General features: G+C 39.2%; 13 protein-coding genes. 12 read left to right on the forward strand and 1 reads right to left on the reverse strand.

What is annotated here, in order from left to right; translation table 11 throughout:
* Positions 1-41: 41 nt before the first annotated feature.
* The 4 genes from AKK44_RS06615 to AKK44_RS06630 all read left to right on the forward strand — a co-directional run bounded on the left by AKK44_RS06615 (position 42) and on the right by AKK44_RS06630 (position 5,640).
* Positions 42-1,157, forward strand: a complete 1,116-nt coding sequence (locus AKK44_RS06615) for an aminotransferase (RefSeq protein WP_054279027.1) — start codon at positions 42-44, stop codon at positions 1,155-1,157.
* A 67-nt stretch (positions 1,158-1,224) separates the two neighbouring features.
* Positions 1,225-2,037 (forward strand): transporter substrate-binding domain-containing protein, encoded by an 813-nt coding sequence (locus AKK44_RS06620; protein ID WP_037595891.1) that lies wholly within the window; start codon positions 1,225-1,227, stop codon positions 2,035-2,037.
* A 342-nt stretch (positions 2,038-2,379) separates the two neighbouring features.
* Positions 2,380-2,556 (forward strand): 30S ribosomal protein S21, encoded by a 177-nt coding sequence (rpsU, locus tag AKK44_RS06625; protein ID WP_000048058.1) that lies wholly within the window; start codon positions 2,380-2,382, stop codon positions 2,554-2,556.
* Positions 2,557-2,784: 228 nt separating this feature from the next.
* Complete coding sequence (locus AKK44_RS06630) at positions 2,785-5,640, forward strand: endonuclease/exonuclease/phosphatase family protein (protein ID WP_408022493.1); 2,856 nt, start codon at positions 2,785-2,787, stop codon at positions 5,638-5,640.
* Between the two features lie 93 nt (positions 5,641-5,733).
* Here AKK44_RS06630 and mscL read toward each other — a convergent pair whose 3' ends face one another.
* On the reverse strand, positions 5,734-6,105 hold the full coding sequence (gene mscL, locus AKK44_RS06635) for a large conductance mechanosensitive channel protein MscL (protein ID WP_054279028.1): 372 nt from the start codon (positions 6,103-6,105) through the stop codon (positions 5,734-5,736).
* 124 nt (positions 6,106-6,229) lie between these two features.
* Between mscL and dnaG the strand changes: the two genes are divergently transcribed.
* From dnaG to AKK44_RS06675, 8 genes are all read left to right on the forward strand, one after another.
* On the forward strand, positions 6,230-8,041 hold the full coding sequence (dnaG, locus tag AKK44_RS06640; protein WP_054279029.1) for a DNA primase: 1,812 nt from the start codon (positions 6,230-6,232) through the stop codon (positions 8,039-8,041).
* A gap of 8 nt (positions 8,042-8,049) precedes the next feature.
* The gene (gene rpoD, locus AKK44_RS06645; RefSeq protein WP_054279030.1) at positions 8,050-9,159 is read left to right on the forward strand and encodes an RNA polymerase sigma factor RpoD; all 1,110 of its coding nucleotides are present in this window, start codon (positions 8,050-8,052) and stop codon (positions 9,157-9,159) included.
* Positions 9,160-9,234: 75 nt separating this feature from the next.
* Positions 9,235-9,573 carry a metal-sulfur cluster assembly factor gene (locus AKK44_RS06650; protein WP_054279031.1) on the forward strand — a complete coding sequence of 113 codons (339 nt, stop codon included), beginning with the start codon at positions 9,235-9,237 and terminating at the stop codon, positions 9,571-9,573.
* A gap of 111 nt (positions 9,574-9,684) precedes the next feature.
* Positions 9,685-10,545, forward strand: coding sequence for a dTDP-4-dehydrorhamnose reductase (gene rfbD / locus AKK44_RS06655; RefSeq protein ID WP_054279032.1), 861 nt, complete (start codon positions 9,685-9,687; stop codon positions 10,543-10,545).
* A gap of 104 nt (positions 10,546-10,649) precedes the next feature.
* Complete coding sequence (cps2T, locus tag AKK44_RS06660) at positions 10,650-11,804, forward strand: beta 1-4 rhamnosyltransferase Cps2T (protein WP_054279066.1); 1,155 nt, start codon at positions 10,650-10,652, stop codon at positions 11,802-11,804.
* On the forward strand, positions 11,794-12,729 hold the full coding sequence (locus AKK44_RS06665) for a glycosyltransferase family 2 protein (RefSeq protein WP_054279033.1): 936 nt from the start codon (positions 11,794-11,796) through the stop codon (positions 12,727-12,729). The genes cps2T and AKK44_RS06665 overlap by 11 nt, the downstream gene beginning before the upstream one ends.
* Complete coding sequence (locus AKK44_RS06670) at positions 12,726-13,532, forward strand: ABC transporter permease (RefSeq protein ID WP_054279034.1); 807 nt, start codon at positions 12,726-12,728, stop codon at positions 13,530-13,532. Before AKK44_RS06665 ends, AKK44_RS06670 begins: the two co-directional genes overlap by 4 nt.
* Positions 13,532-14,728, forward strand: a complete 1,197-nt coding sequence (locus tag AKK44_RS06675) for an ABC transporter ATP-binding protein (RefSeq protein ID WP_054279035.1) — start codon at positions 13,532-13,534, stop codon at positions 14,726-14,728. The genes AKK44_RS06670 and AKK44_RS06675 overlap by 1 nt, the downstream gene beginning before the upstream one ends.
* The last annotated feature ends 3 nt before the right edge of the window (positions 14,729-14,731 follow it).

Raw genomic sequence — 14,731 nt, forward strand, 5'->3', positions numbered from 1 at the left:
TAAGTTAATATAATAATTATTAAAAGCAAGGAGGCCTATCTATGAAGTTACCAGTATTTGGTGTTGAAGAATGGCTTAATCAGCACGAAAAAAAAGCAGTGCATAATATTGCAGAATCCTCAATTTCATCACTTAGTCTTGCAGAGTTATTCGAACTAACCCAGACTAACCCAGAAGCCTTTTACCAGACCTTGCACCATAAACAGTTAGACTATGGCTGGATAGAAGGGTCGCCTGAGTTTAAAAAAGCTGTTGCAGCGCTTTACCAAAACCAAGAAACAGATAACATCCTTCAAACCAATGGGGCTACAGGAGCTAATTTTCTAGTGATTTATGCCTTGATTAGTGAAGGAGACCATGTTATTGCTCATTACCCAAGTTATCAGCAACTGTATGACATTCCAGCATCATTAGGTGCTGAGGTAGACTATTGGCACACCAAAGAATCTTTAAATTGGCTGCCAGATTTAGAAGAGTTAAAAACGCTGATTCGACCAAATACCAAACTCATTACCATCAATAATGCCAATAACCCGACAGGTGCCTTTATGGATAGGGCTTACTTAGAAAAACTTGTCGCTATCGCAAAGGCACACGATATCTATATTCTCAGTGACGAAGTTTACCACTCATTTGCCTCAGACCGACTGATTGCCATCGCTGACTTGTATGATAAGGGCATTTCAGTCAACAGCATGTCTAAAACGTTTTCTATTCCAGGGATTCGAGTAGGCTGGCTAGCAGCATCTCAGAGCATTTGTCAGCAGCTAGTGGGTTACCGTGATTACACCATGATTTGTGCAGGTGTGTTTGATGATATGGTAGCAACATTAGCTCTGACGCATGTTGATGCCATTTTAGCGCGTAACCGTCACATCGTTGCTACTAACTTAGCCATTTTAGATCAATGGGTTCAACAAGAAGAAAAAGCTTCCTACCGAAAGCCTCCTTTGGTTTCGACAGCTTTTGTAAAACTAGCCATTGATATCCCAATAGAAGACTTTGCGCTAAGTCTACTCAATGATTACCAAACATTGGTTGTTCCTGGCAATCGATTTCAGCAACCTCAGCATGTGAGAATTGGCTACTGTTGCCAAAAAGATCATCTCGAAGCAGGACTGACAGCCTTGTCGAAATTATTAAATAATATTCAATAAATGCTTTACTTTTGAATAAGAATACACTATAATAGGTTTTATCAAATAAAAAAGGAATAAAAATACTATGAAACTCAAAAAAATAATGATCAGCACCATCACCTTTTTATCTCTATTTAGCCTAGCAGCTTGTGGGAGTACTCAAAAAAGCAGTTTGAAAGATAGTGTGAAAGAAACAGGAAAGTTAGTTGTAGCAGTCAGCCCTGATTACGCTCCCTTTGAATTTAAAGCCTTAATTGATGGCAAAGATACTGTGGTAGGCGCTGACATTCAATTAGCCCAAGCCATTGCAGATGAACTAGGGGTCAAGCTAGAGTTATCAGCGATGAGCTTTGATAATGTTTTGTCTAGCCTTCAAACAGGAAAGGCTGATATGGCAATTTCTGGCTTATCTTACACCAAAGAGCGTGCAAAGGTCTATGAATTTTCAACACCTTATTACGAAACAGAAAATGCTATTTTAGTAAAAGCTTCAGACCTTTCTAAATACACAGATAAATCGAGTCTAGACAATAAAAAAGTTGCTGTGCAAAAAGGGGCTATCGAGGAAAAATTATCTAAAGAGCAACTTAAAAAAGCCAACATCATTCCTTTGACAGCGATGGGTGAAGCAATTAATGAGTTGAAATCAGGACAAGTTCAAGCTGTTGACCTAGAAGCTCCAGTAGCAGAAGGATTCTTAGCCCAAAACCCAGATTTAGCTTTGGCACCTTTTAAACTAAAAACCAGTGATGGCGATGCTAAAGCAGTGGCAATGCCAAAAGGCAGCAAAGAATTGAAAAAAGTTGCTGATAAAGTTATTAAAAAACTCATCAAAGAAGGCAAATACAAAGATTTTATTAAAGAAGCTGCGGCATTAACAGGAAAAGCAGTGGAATAGTAAAAGTTACGAGCCTATCTGGTAAGTAGTGTTATCAAAAACGAAACAATACAAGCAATCAGAAATATTAGTAGGATATATCATGCTATTTTAAAAAGGAGGACAAAAATATCTGTCCTCTTTTTGTATATTTATTTTATTAAGAAAATATCTGTTAGGACTGGATAGCAAAAACGCTCCGCCTTTTGCTAAACCTTTAGGAGATAGTACTCCATTTGATTTAGCGTGGAGTTTAAAAAAATAGCACATAAAAGAAGAAAAAATTGTTTGACTTTTGTATCAAAATCATGTAATATAGTCAAGAACGTGAAAATGTTACAATATCTTGAGGAGGTGAAACACATGTCAAAAACAGTAGTCCGTAAAAACGAATCGCTTGACGATGCTCTTCGTCGCTTCAAACGTTCTGTTACTAAAGCTGGTACTCTTCAAGAATCACGTAAACGTGAATTCTACGAAAAACCTTCTGTAAAACGCAAACGCAAATCAGAAGCAGCTCGCAAACGTAAAAAATTCTAAATTCTAGATATTAAAAGCAGTCTCCTTAAAAAGGAGGCTGCTTTTTCGTCGTCACTTCAGAAAAACACTCCCAGATTAGTACGAACAATTTTTAATTTTGTCAGAAAAAACATTTCCATATTAAACGTTTTCTGATAAAATATAAGCGTTGGCTATTGCTATAGAGCTGTTATCACGAATGACATTAATTATTTTGATGGTAGCAGTGATAAAAGAAAGGAAGTATTTATTGTGAAAAGAAAGTCTGGGACAAGTGATTTTTCACGTTATTTGGTCTTAGGGCAAATGGCAGTTGCATTGCTATCAGCAACTGCAGCAGAGCAAGTGGTTCATGCTGGAGAGGTAGACGGTCAGTCGCCTCAAGCACAACAACTCTCCCTAACAGAAGCTGCGGCAAATCAACAGGCAGAAGTGTCTGCGGTTGGTGTAACAGAACAGGAATTACAACCAACATCAGCACCTGAAAAAGCTGGAGAAGTTGCTGTCGTAGAACCAGAGCAAGAAAAGGTCAGCGACAGTCAAGCAACGGCTACGATATCTAGTCCTTTGTCTGACGTTAGAAACGGGCAAGAAGGTGTAGCTTATACTGTTTCAGGCCAAATCATTAGTAAAGTCAATGCCTGGGGCGGTAATGGGTTTTACCTTCAAGACAATTCAGGTCAAGGGCTTTATGTCTATCCTAAAAACAACTCTCTAGGGTATCAGCTGGGTGACCGTGTCACACTAACAGGGACACTAAAACGTTTTAGAAGTGATTTGCAATTGGTAGATGTTACTGACCATAAGTCTACTGATCAAACCTTTAAGACTTCTGTCACAAAAACTAGTCCAAGCGAGCTTGCCACAGCACCTTTAGCTACTATGGTGGAATTGGATCAGGTGACTGTTGGTGAGATTACTATTGATTCCCATAATACCGCTACCTTTACTGTTTCAGACGATAAGGGTCAAAAAGCAACTATCCGTTTAGATAATCGAACAGGAATGACAGGTTCTGATTTGCTAGAGATAGTTGATACTAGTGATGTCATTAACGTTTCAGGAATCTTATCTCTTTTTGACAATAATTTCCAAATCAAACCTTTTGACAAATCACATTTCCAAGTCATTAAAAAACTTGCCCCTCGAAGTCCTCAAAAAGCGACAGTTACTATTGGTGATATCCAGGGCAAGAGTCATCAATCGCCTTATAATCACCGAAAAGTGATAGTAAAAGACGTTGTGGTAACTTACCTTGTTGCTTCAAATAATTTTTACGTCCAAGACCTTCACCCAGATGGTGATAGCGCAACATCAGACGGTATCAATGTCATCAGCGAGGTAGATGCTAAAGATATCCGTATTGGAGATGTTTTAACATTAACAGGAACCGTTGAAGAACATTTTGGGAAGGGCTATTCAGAAAAGAGTAAAACTGACTTAACCATTACGCGCATCAAAGCAAAAGAAATCGGAAAAACAGGCACAGCTGAATTGCCTAAAGCGATTGTCATCGGCAAAGACCGCAAGATTCCTGCTGACATCATTGATAACGACGGCATGACTGTTTTTGACCCAGAAGAAGATGCTCTTGATTTTTGGGAATCTGTTGAAGGCATGTTAGTTGCTGTTGACGATGCTAAGATTGTTGGACCGATGAAACACAAAGAAATTTACGTGTTACCAGGGTCTTACCAAGCAAAACTCAATAACATGAGCGGCATCAATTTGAAACCAAATACTTACAACACTGGTTTGGTACCAATCTTGTTTAAATCAGGAAAACAAGTTGTTAAGGCAGGAGATTTCTTTACTGGTCGCTTGGTTGGTCCGGTGACCTATAGCTACACAAACTATAAGGTTTATGTTAACGATGAAACGATGCCAACCTTAAACCAAGGTTCAGTTGTTCCTGAAAAAACCTACTTAGCAAAAGATGAGAGCCGATTGAGCATTGCTTCTTATAATATTGAAAACTTCTCGGCAGATAAAAAATCAACGCCAGACAGCAAAGTAAAACGCATTGCCCAATCCTTTATTTCCGATCTTCAATCTCCAGATATCATTGGTCTCATCGAGGTTCAAGACAACAATGGTCCGACAGATGATGGCACGACCGATGCAAGCCAAAGTGCAGCTCGTTTGATCAAAGCAATTACAGATTTGGGTGGTCCAGCCTATACCTATGTTGACATTGCACCAGAAAACAACCAAGATGGAGGTCAGCCTGGCGGTAATATCCGTGTTGCCTTCCTTTATAATAAAGATCGCGTTAGCCTTTCTGACAAACCTAAAGGAACAGCTACTCAGGCAGTTGCATGGGAAAACGGTGAATTAAACCTTAGTGTTGGAAGAATTGATCCGACCAATCCTATTTGGGAAACGGTTCGTAAATCACTCGCAGCTGAGTTTATTTTCAAAGGGCAAAAAGTTGTTGTGTTGGCTAACCACCTTAATTCAAAACGTGGGGACAATGGTCTTTATGGTCGCGTTCAACCAGTAACTTTTAAATCTGAAGAAAGACGCCATCAATTGTCTAAGATGTTAGCTGATTTTGCAAAAACGGGATTAGCACAAAACGCCAATTCCAATATTGTGATGTTGGGAGATTTCAATGACTATGAGTTTACTAAGACCATCAGTCTCATTGAGACAGGCGGCATGTCAAATCTTGTGAGCCGTCATGATGAGGCAGATCGTTTCTCTTATTTCTATCAAGGAAATAACCAAACTCTTGACAATGTTTTGATTTCTAATAATCTTTTGGGACGTTATGCTTTTGATATGGTCCATGTTAATTCGCCGTTTATGGAAGAACATGGCAGAGCTTCTGACCATGACCCATTGTTATTGCAGTTGGAGCTTAAAGCAGATACCTCATCGCAAGACGCCCAACAACAAAAAAATCAAACTCCTCAGAAAAAATCTGACCAAGCAGAGGTTAAAAAAGACCTCTCACCTAGCAAGGCTACTGTGGCATCGAAGGCTTCGAAACAGTTGCCAAGCACTGGAGACACAACTAGTCGCTTAGCCTCTCTATTTGGCTTTAGCCTGATATTAACAACATTTTTTGGCGCAAAACGTCATAAAAAGAACACACATTAATCAACTCAAAAAGCACTGAGACCGAACCGTCTCAGTGCTTTTAAAATTGAGAAATGAAAAAACAACTGACATGCAATCAGTTGTTTTTTGTGACTATTTTTTAGCGAGTAAATCACGAATTTCCATAAGAAGTTCTTCTTGAGATGGTGTTGCAGGCTCTTTAGCAACTTCTTCTTTTTTAGGCATAGCTTTTTGCGCTGCTTGAACAACGAAGAATAGGCTGGTACCAACAATTAAGAAATTAATAACAGCACTTAGGAAGCTACCATATTTGACACCATTCCAAGCTAATTGAGCGATGTTTTCGACATTAGCAGCTTTCAAAGCTGGGTTTAAGATGAGTGGTGTGATGATGTCGTTTACAAACGATGTGACGATAGTACCAAACGCACCACCGATAATCACAGCAACAGCAAGGTCAATGATATTGCCCCTAAATAAAAACTTTTTTAATTCTTGAATCATAATCGATTTCCTCCTTGACTTTCTTTAATCATAACATAATTTAAAGAAAAATGGCAATGTAATAGCTTATGCTTTTGAATTTACAAAGACCATTTTCAATGGTATAATAAAATATAAAATCATAATGGGATTTTTGTGGGGAGGTGATGATTTGGCAGTTGACCAAGAAAAGATTTCCCAAATAAAAAGTGCAGTAAACATCGTTGATGTTATCGGTGAGGTGGTTAATCTTACCCGCACAGGTCGACGTTACCTTGGACTTTGTCCCTTTCATAAAGAAAAAACGCCCTCTTTTAATGTCATTGAAGACAGACAGTTTTTCCATTGCTTTGGATGTGGAAAATCAGGGGATGTTTTTAAATTTATAGAGGAATATCAGCAAGTTCCTTTTTTAGATAGTGTTCAAATTGTCGCTGATAAGGCAGGCATTGCTGTTGATTTTGCGCCGCGGTCAGGTTCAAAAAAATCTCCTCAAAAGAGTGCTAACCAGATATTAAAAACACTCCATGAGGATGCTGCTAAGTTTTATCATGCCGTGTTAATGACTACAAAGATAGGACAACAAGCTAAAGAATACCTTTACCAGAGAGGTTTGACAGATCAGTTACTTGAGCATTTCAATATTGGTTTAGCACCAGATGAGACAGACTATCTCTACCAAGCGCTCTCTAAGAAATACGATGAAGACCAGCTAGCCGCCTCGGGCTTATTTAACTTGTCTGAACAATCAAACACGATTTATGACGCGTTTAGAAACCGAATCATGTTTCCTTTGACGGACGATAGGGGAAGTGTCATTGCTTTTTCTGGGAGGATTTGGACAGAAGCTGATGCCAAGAGCCAACTATCTAAGTATAAAAATTCTCGGTCGACAGTTCTTTTTAATAAATCCTATGAGCTTTATCATTTAGACAAGGCCAAACCTGTGATTGCAAAAACACACGAAGTATTTTTGATGGAAGGGTTCATGGACGTGATAGCAGCCTATCGATCGGGATGTGAAAATGCAGTGGCTTCGATGGGGACAGCTTTGACTCCTGAACATGTCAATCATCTCAAGAAAGTGGCTAAAAAAGTTATTTTGACCTATGATGGCGACGATGCTGGCCAGCAAGCAATTGCAAAATCACTCACCTTGTTAGAGGATTTTTTAGTTGAGATTGTTAAATTGCCCAATCAAATGGATCCTGATGATTTTGTGCAGAAACATTCTCCCGAAGCTTTGGCGAAATTACTCAAACAGTCGCGTATTAGTAGTACAGAATTTTTTATTGATCACTTAAAACCAGAAAATTTAGACAACTTACAGTCGCAGATTGCTTACGTGGAGAAAATTTCGCCGATTATCGCAAAATCACCGTCCATCATGGCTCAGAATTCATACATTAATAAAGTTGCAGACCTCTTGCCGGATTTTGACTATTTTCAAGTCGAGCAATCCGTAGACATGTTTAGGGTGCAAGAGCGCCAACATCGGCAAAATCAAGTCCCTCAACCAACAGCAATGATGACTTTACCGCTTGTTAAAAGTTTGTCAGCTGTGGTTAAGACAGAAAGTCACCTCTTGCACAGATTATTACATCACAGTTACCTGCTCAATGAATTTCGTCACCGAGAAACATTTTATTTTGACACACCCGCCTTTCAAGAGATTTATCAGCACATCAAACAGTATGGTCAGATTTCTTCATATGATTTATCGCAATTATCTGAAGAGGTCAACCAAGCTTACTATCGGGTCTTGGAAGAGCAACTCCCCCAGGAAATAGCAGATGGTGAAATAGCAGACATTTTATCTCAGCGCCAAAAGCTATTAACCCAAAGAGATATCAACAAACAAGGCAAACAAGTGAGAGAGTCTAGCAATAAAGGGGATCACCAATTAGCTTTGGAAGTATTAGAAAATCTAATCGCCCAAAAAAGAAACATGGAATAGAGGAAAATATGGCAAAAGAAACAGAAATTACAACGTTTAATGTTCAGGTCGCGGAGTTTATTCGTCATCATAAAAAAGAAGGAACAGCTGTTGATGACGAAGTGACTGAAAAACTTGTGATTCCATTTGCTTTAGATGCAGATCGTATTGATGATTTGCTTGAGCGTTTGACAGATGGTGGTATTTCCATCACTGATAAAGAAGGGAACCCTTCAACAAAATATATCGTTGAAGAGCCAAAGCCAGAAGAGTTGACAGATGCAGAATTAATTGGTAGCAACTCTGCTAAGGTTAATGACCCTGTTCGGATGTACCTCAAAGAAATCGGTGTTGTTCCCCTATTAACCAGCGAGGAAGAAAAAGTCTTGGCGGTAGCAGTAGCTGAGGGAGACCTAGAAGCCAAACAGCGTCTGGCAGAGGCTAACCTACGTTTGGTGGTGTCAATAGCAAAACGTTATGTAGGGCGCGGCATGCAATTTCTTGACTTGATTCAAGAAGGCAATATGGGTCTCATGAAAGCTGTTGACAAATTTGATTATTCAAAAGGCTTTAAATTCTCAACTTATGCGACTTGGTGGATTCGTCAGGCAATCACGCGTGCGATTGCAGACCAGGCCAGAACTATCCGTATTCCGGTTCATATGGTAGAGACGATTAATAAATTGGTTCGTGAGCAACGTAATCTGCTACAAGAGTTGGGACAAGATCCAACGCCTGAGCAAATTGCAGAGCGTATGGAAATGACTCCGGACAAGGTTCGCGAGATTTTAAAAATTGCTCAAGAGCCAGTCTCCTTAGAAACACCAATCGGTGAAGAAGATGATAGCCACCTAGGTGACTTTATTGAAGACGAAGTCATTGAAAACCCAGTTGACTACACGACGCGTGTCGTGCTTCGTGAGCAATTAGATGAAGTGCTTGACACTTTGACAGACCGCGAAGAAAATGTTCTTCGTTTGCGCTTTGGACTAGATGATGGCAAGATGCGCACCTTAGAAGATGTGGGCAAAGTTTTCAACGTCACCCGTGAGCGTATCCGTCAAATCGAAGCCAAAGCCCTTCGTAAACTACGTCATCCTAGCCGTAGCAAACAGTTGAGAGATTTTATTGAAGACTAAGACGTCTAGCCACGTAGTTGTTTGAGAAATGACCAGATAAAGCTTGATTTGGAACATTTTTGGAAAGGGGGAGCAATGCCTGAAACACAACATTACTCTGAAGAGCAAGTTATGGCGATTAAAGATAGCATTTTAGAGGCTTTAGAAACAGTGATTGACCCTGAATTAGGGATTGATATTGTTAATCTTGGTTTGATTTATGAAATCCGCTTTGAAGACAATGGTCATACAGAAATTGATATGACCCTAACCACTATGGGCTGCCCTTTAGCAGATTTGTTAACAGACCAAATTCATGATGCCATGCGTGACATTCCAGAAGTGACGAAAACAGAAGTGAAGTTGGTTTGGTCACCAGCCTGGAGTGTTGATAAGATGAGCCGTTATGCGAGAATTGCCTTAGGAATTCGTTAATCATAAAGCAAAGGGATGAAATATTCCCTTTTTTGATGTAAAATAATAAGAAAGATAACCGTAGTCGTTATTAATAAGGGCGACTCTGTCTTTATTTGAAAAGGAGAAAACATGATTCTAATTACAGGAAGCAAGGGGCAACTTGGCACAGAGCTTCGCTATTTGCTAGATGAACGTAACACTGATTACGTTGCAGTTGATGTTGCTGAGATGGATATTACAAATCAACATCAGGTTGAGGAGGTCTTTGCGCAAGTCAAACCAACATTGGTTTATCATTGTGCAGCCTACACAGCAGTTGACGCTGCCGAAGATGAAGGGAAAGCCTTGAACGAAGCAATCAACGTCACAGGAACAGAGGTGATTGCTAAAGCCTGTGCCAGTCACGGTGCGACTCTAGTTTACATTTCAACAGACTATGTTTTTGACGGCAATAAACCAGTAGGACAAGAGTGGCTAGAAACAGACCAGCCAGACCCTCAAACCGAATACGGACGCACAAAGCGTCTTGGAGAACAAGCGGTTGAGAAATATGCTGAGCAGTTTTATATTATCCGCACAGCTTGGGTATTTGGTAATTATGGGAAAAACTTTGTCTTTACCATGCAAAATCTTGCAAAAACTCACCCAAGACTAACGGTTGTCAATGACCAGCATGGTCGTCCGACTTGGACCCGAACTCTAGCAGAGTTTATGTGCCACTTGGCAGATAATCAAAAAGAATATGGGTATTATCACCTCTCGAATGATGCAGACGAAGACACCACTTGGTATGACTTTGCCAAAGAAATTTTAAAAGATACAGATGTCGAAGTGGTACCTGTGGATTCATCAGCTTTTCCTGCCAAGGCAAAAAGACCAGCTAACTCAACATTGAACCTGGACAAGGCTAAAGCTACTGGATTTGTCATCCCAATGTGGCAAGATGCCTTAAATGATTTTTACCATCAAGAGGTCAATAATTTATCATAATGAAGCAAGAGATGGCTATAGTGGCCACCTCTTTTTGTATCGCATTACCCCTTAAAATATGATATAATATCACTGATTATACTTTAGAATGGGGCATTATGTTTATGCAAGACGTGTTTATCATCGGAAGTCGAGGCTTGCCAGCAACTTATGGTGGGTTTGAGACTTTTGTTGAGGAGTTGATTAGTCATCAGATTAGCAAAGCTATTCGGTACCACGTTGCCTGCCTCAGTGACACAAAACACCAAGAGCATTTTGACTATAAAGGGACAGACTGTTTTTACATCAATCCACCTAAACTGGGTCCTGCAAGAGTTATCGCCTACGACATGATGGCTATTAGTTATGCTTTGTCTTACATCGACAAACATCATATTCAAAAGCCTATTTTTTATGTGCTTGGCAACACAATCGGTGCCTTTATTGCACCTTTTGTAAGACAGGTGCATGCGCGTGGAGGTCAACTATTTATCAACCCAGATGGACTAGAGTGGAAACGTGCCAAATGGTCAAAACCTGTTCAGGTTTACTTGAAATATGCTGAAAAACAAATGACCAAGCACGCAGATTTGGTGATTTCTGACAATATTGGTATTGATGACTACATCAAACTGGCCTATCCGTGGTCAAAGACCAGGTTCATCGCTTATGGCACACAGACAAAAGCTTCGAACCTTCTTGCCACAGACAATAAGGTCAGAGATTATTTCCGTCAATTTGACATGACAGAAAGAGATTATTATTTAATCATAGGCCGATTTGTTCCTGAAAACAATTATGAAACAGCAATTCGAGAGTTTATGGCGTCTTCAACTAAGCGTGATTTAATTATCATTTGCAACCACAAAGGTAACGCTTACTTTGACAAACTTGTTGCGTCCACGGGCTGCCATGAGGATCCTCGGATAAAATTTATCGGCACTCAGTATGACCGAGACTTGCTGACTTATATTCGTGAGAATGCTTTTGCTTACCTTCATGGTCATGAGGTTGGTGGGACCAATCCAGGATTGTTAGAGGCGCTAGCCCATACAAACCTTAACTTAGTACTAGACGTGACATTTAATCACTCAGTGGCTAAAACAGCGGCGCTTTATTGGACAAAAAAAGAAGGCAACTTGGCTCAATTGATTAATCAAGTTGACTCAGGTAGCGATCAAGATGCTTTGGGTGAAAAAGCCAAAACAATTATCCAAAACGATTATACCTGGGAAAAAATTGTCAGAGAGTATGAGGCTTTATTTTTAAATGAACATTAATATTTTGCTATCCACCTATAATGGTGAACGGTTTTTGGCAGAGCAGATTCAAAGCATTCAAAAACAAACCGTCACGGATTGGACTTTATTGATTAGAGATGATGGGTCGAGCGATCGAACACGTGAAATCATTCAAGAGTTTGTGGCACAAGACCCTCGCATTAAGTGCATTAACTCAGAAAAGGATGAAAACCTTGGCGTTGTCAAAAATTTTTTCACCCTTTTAAAGCATCAAGAGGCTGATTTCTATTTTTTCAGCGACCAAGATGACGTGTGGTTAGAAGACAAGTTAGCGCTTAGTTTGGCAGAAGCTGAAAAGCATAGTGCTCAAACACCCTTGTTGGTCTACACTGACTTAAAAGTGGTCAATCAAAACCTCGAAGTCATTTATGACAGCATGATTCGCACACAATCAGCACATGCTAACACAACATTAGTTCAAGAATTGACAGAAAATACCGTGACAGGTGGCACTATGATGATCAATCAGGCGTTAGCAGCATATTGGACCAGCTGTGAAAATCTATTGATGCATGACTGGTACCTCGCTTTATTAGCAACAGTCAAAGGTAAATTAGTTTATCTCGATGTTGCAACAGAACTTTATCGTCAACACGACAATAACGTCCTCGGAGCGAGAACATGGTCAAAGCGTGTCAAAAACTGGATACGTCCAACCACCTTGATACAGAAATATTGGTGGTTAATCACATCCAGCCAAAAACAGGCCCAGTCATTATTAGCGTTACCACTCACTCCAAATGATCGAGCAATGATACAAACTTATGTCGACTTATTAAAAAAACCGCTGCCTCAACGCCTAGCAGCTCTGAGGCAGTATGGTTTTCGAAAAAATCGCATTTTCCACACAATAATTTTTAGAGCATTAGTGATGACAAAATGTGGATACAGGAGAACAGAATGAATTTTTTAACACAAAAAAATCGTATTTTGCTAAAAGAAATGGTAAAAACAGATTTTAAATTACGGTATCAGGGAAGCCTCATCGGGCACCTTTGGTCTATTTTAAAACCAATGCTTCTTTTTACAATCATGTATTTGGTTTTCGTCCGTTTCTTACGCTTTGACGATGGAACACCTCACTATGCAATAGGTCTTCTACTGGGAATGGTGACATGGAATTTCTTCACAGAGGCAACAAATATGGGAATGATGTCAATTGTTTCTCGCGGAGACCTCTTAAGAAAATTAAATTTTTCCAAAGAAATTATTATTTTTTCATCTGTTGTTGGTGCGGCTATCAATTACTCAATTAATTTGATTGTTGTTTTTGTTTTTGCCTTAGTCAATGGAGTTTCTTTTTCTTGGCAGTGGGTAATTATTTTTCCGTTGTTTGCTGAGTTGATGTTATTAGCTACGGGAGTTTCGTTCATATTATCAACCTTTTTTGTCAAATACCGAGATATCGGACCAATTTGGGAAGTAGTACTACAAGCTGGTTTGTATGCAACTCCTATTATCTATTCATTGACCTTTATTTTGCAACGAGGCCAGGTAGGAATTGCTAAAGTAATGATGCTTAATCCAATTGCACAAATTATACAAGACATGAGGCATTTTATCATCTATTCAGGAGCAATGAGAGGATGGGATTTGATTAATAACAAATGGTTAGCATTGATACCGTATGTTTTCCCAGTAATAATCTTTCTGATTGGATACTATATTTTTCACCATCATGCTAAAAAATTCGCGGAGATTCTTTAATGTCAAATAAAAAAATTGTTGTAAACGTTGACCATGTCAGCAAATATTTTAGATTACCAACAGAGCGTACCCAAAGTTTAAGAACTGCTTTGGTCAATCGGTTTAAAGGAATAAAAGGCTATAAAGAACAACATGTATTGAAAGATATCAATTTTGAAGTTGAAGAAGGAGATTTTTTTGGTATCGTTGGTAGAAACGGTTCAGGTAAATCGACCCTATTAAAAATTATCTCCCAAATATACATACCCGAAAAAGGTAGCGTAACAGTTCAAGGTAAGATGGTATCATTTATTGAATTAGGGGTAGGATTCAATCCAGAATTAACAGGTAGAGAAAACGTTTACATGAACGGAGCTATGCTTGGATTTACTACAGAAGAGATTGATGCAATGTACGATGACATTGTCGATTTTGCAGAGCTTCATGACTTCATGAATCAAAAATTAAAGAACTATTCATCAGGAATGCAAGTTCGTTTAGCATTTTCTGTCGCGATAAAAGCGCAAGGAGATGTCTTGATTTTAGACGAAGTGTTAGCGGTAGGAGATGAAGCATTTCAACGCAAATGCAATGACTACTTTTTAGAACGTAAGAAGAGTGGAAAAACTACTATTTTGGTGACCCATGACATGGGGGCTGTAAAAAAATACTGCAATAAAGCTATATTAATTGAAAATGGCTTGGTTAAGGCTATTGGTGACCCGGATATTGTTGCCAATCAATATAGTTTTGATAATGTCGTTGTTTCAGAAAAAGCAGCTGAACATCAGACAGATGGTCAAGGTAGTGTTGTACAAGATTTTAACGCTAGATTATTGTCCTCACCACAAATTAGCCCGACAGAAGATATTGTTATAGAATTTTCTTATCGGGTGTTAAAAAATATTGATACTCATATTGCGTTATCATTTTTAGATCTCGATACTAATTTCGGCATCTATAACGACAACTCAATGGACTTAAAAACGACAGGAGCAGGTCACAAAAAAGTTCGATTTACATGTCGATTGGATTACCTTAACCATGCTAAATTAAAGTTAGCAGCAACTGTCAGAGATAATTCGAAGCACGCTTTGGCTTTTTCGCCAGCTGCTACAGCTCCGGTCATTGTTATTGACAGAATCATTGACAAATCACAAGAAAGCGAATGGGATGCCAATACGGGGATGCTCAGACGAAGTAGTGAGTGGAATTAGGTA

It is taken from the genome of Streptococcus phocae (genome assembly GCF_001302265.1).
In the GTDB taxonomy this organism is placed as follows: domain Bacteria; phylum Bacillota; class Bacilli; order Lactobacillales; family Streptococcaceae; genus Streptococcus; species Streptococcus phocae.

What these genes read in the sequence shown, in the direction of transcription:
- AKK44_RS06615 (WP_054279027.1), top strand. Translation starts at nt 42, where the DNA reads ATGAAGTTACCAGTATTTGGTGTTGAAGAATGGCTTAATCAGCACGAA.
- AKK44_RS06620 (WP_037595891.1), top strand. Translation starts at nt 1,225, where the DNA reads ATGAAACTCAAAAAAATAATGATCAGCACCATCACCTTTTTATCTCTA.
- rfbD (WP_054279032.1), top strand. Translation starts at nt 9,685, where the DNA reads ATGATTCTAATTACAGGAAGCAAGGGGCAACTTGGCACAGAGCTTCGC.
- rpoD (WP_054279030.1), top strand. Translation starts at nt 8,050, where the DNA reads ATGGCAAAAGAAACAGAAATTACAACGTTTAATGTTCAGGTCGCGGAG.
- rpsU (WP_000048058.1), top strand. Translation starts at nt 2,380, where the DNA reads ATGTCAAAAACAGTAGTCCGTAAAAACGAATCGCTTGACGATGCTCTT.
- AKK44_RS06675 (WP_054279035.1), top strand. Translation starts at nt 13,532, where the DNA reads ATGTCAAATAAAAAAATTGTTGTAAACGTTGACCATGTCAGCAAATAT.
- mscL (WP_054279028.1), bottom strand. Translation starts at nt 6,105, where the DNA reads ATGATTCAAGAATTAAAAAAGTTTTTATTTAGGGGCAATATCATTGAC.
- AKK44_RS06665 (WP_054279033.1), top strand. Translation starts at nt 11,794, where the DNA reads ATGAACATTAATATTTTGCTATCCACCTATAATGGTGAACGGTTTTTG.
- cps2T (WP_054279066.1), top strand. Translation starts at nt 10,650, where the DNA reads ATGCAAGACGTGTTTATCATCGGAAGTCGAGGCTTGCCAGCAACTTAT.
- AKK44_RS06670 (WP_054279034.1), top strand. Translation starts at nt 12,726, where the DNA reads ATGAATTTTTTAACACAAAAAAATCGTATTTTGCTAAAAGAAATGGTA.
- dnaG (WP_054279029.1), top strand. Translation starts at nt 6,230, where the DNA reads ATGGGATTTTTGTGGGGAGGTGATGATTTGGCAGTTGACCAAGAAAAG.
- AKK44_RS06650 (WP_054279031.1), top strand. Translation starts at nt 9,235, where the DNA reads ATGCCTGAAACACAACATTACTCTGAAGAGCAAGTTATGGCGATTAAA.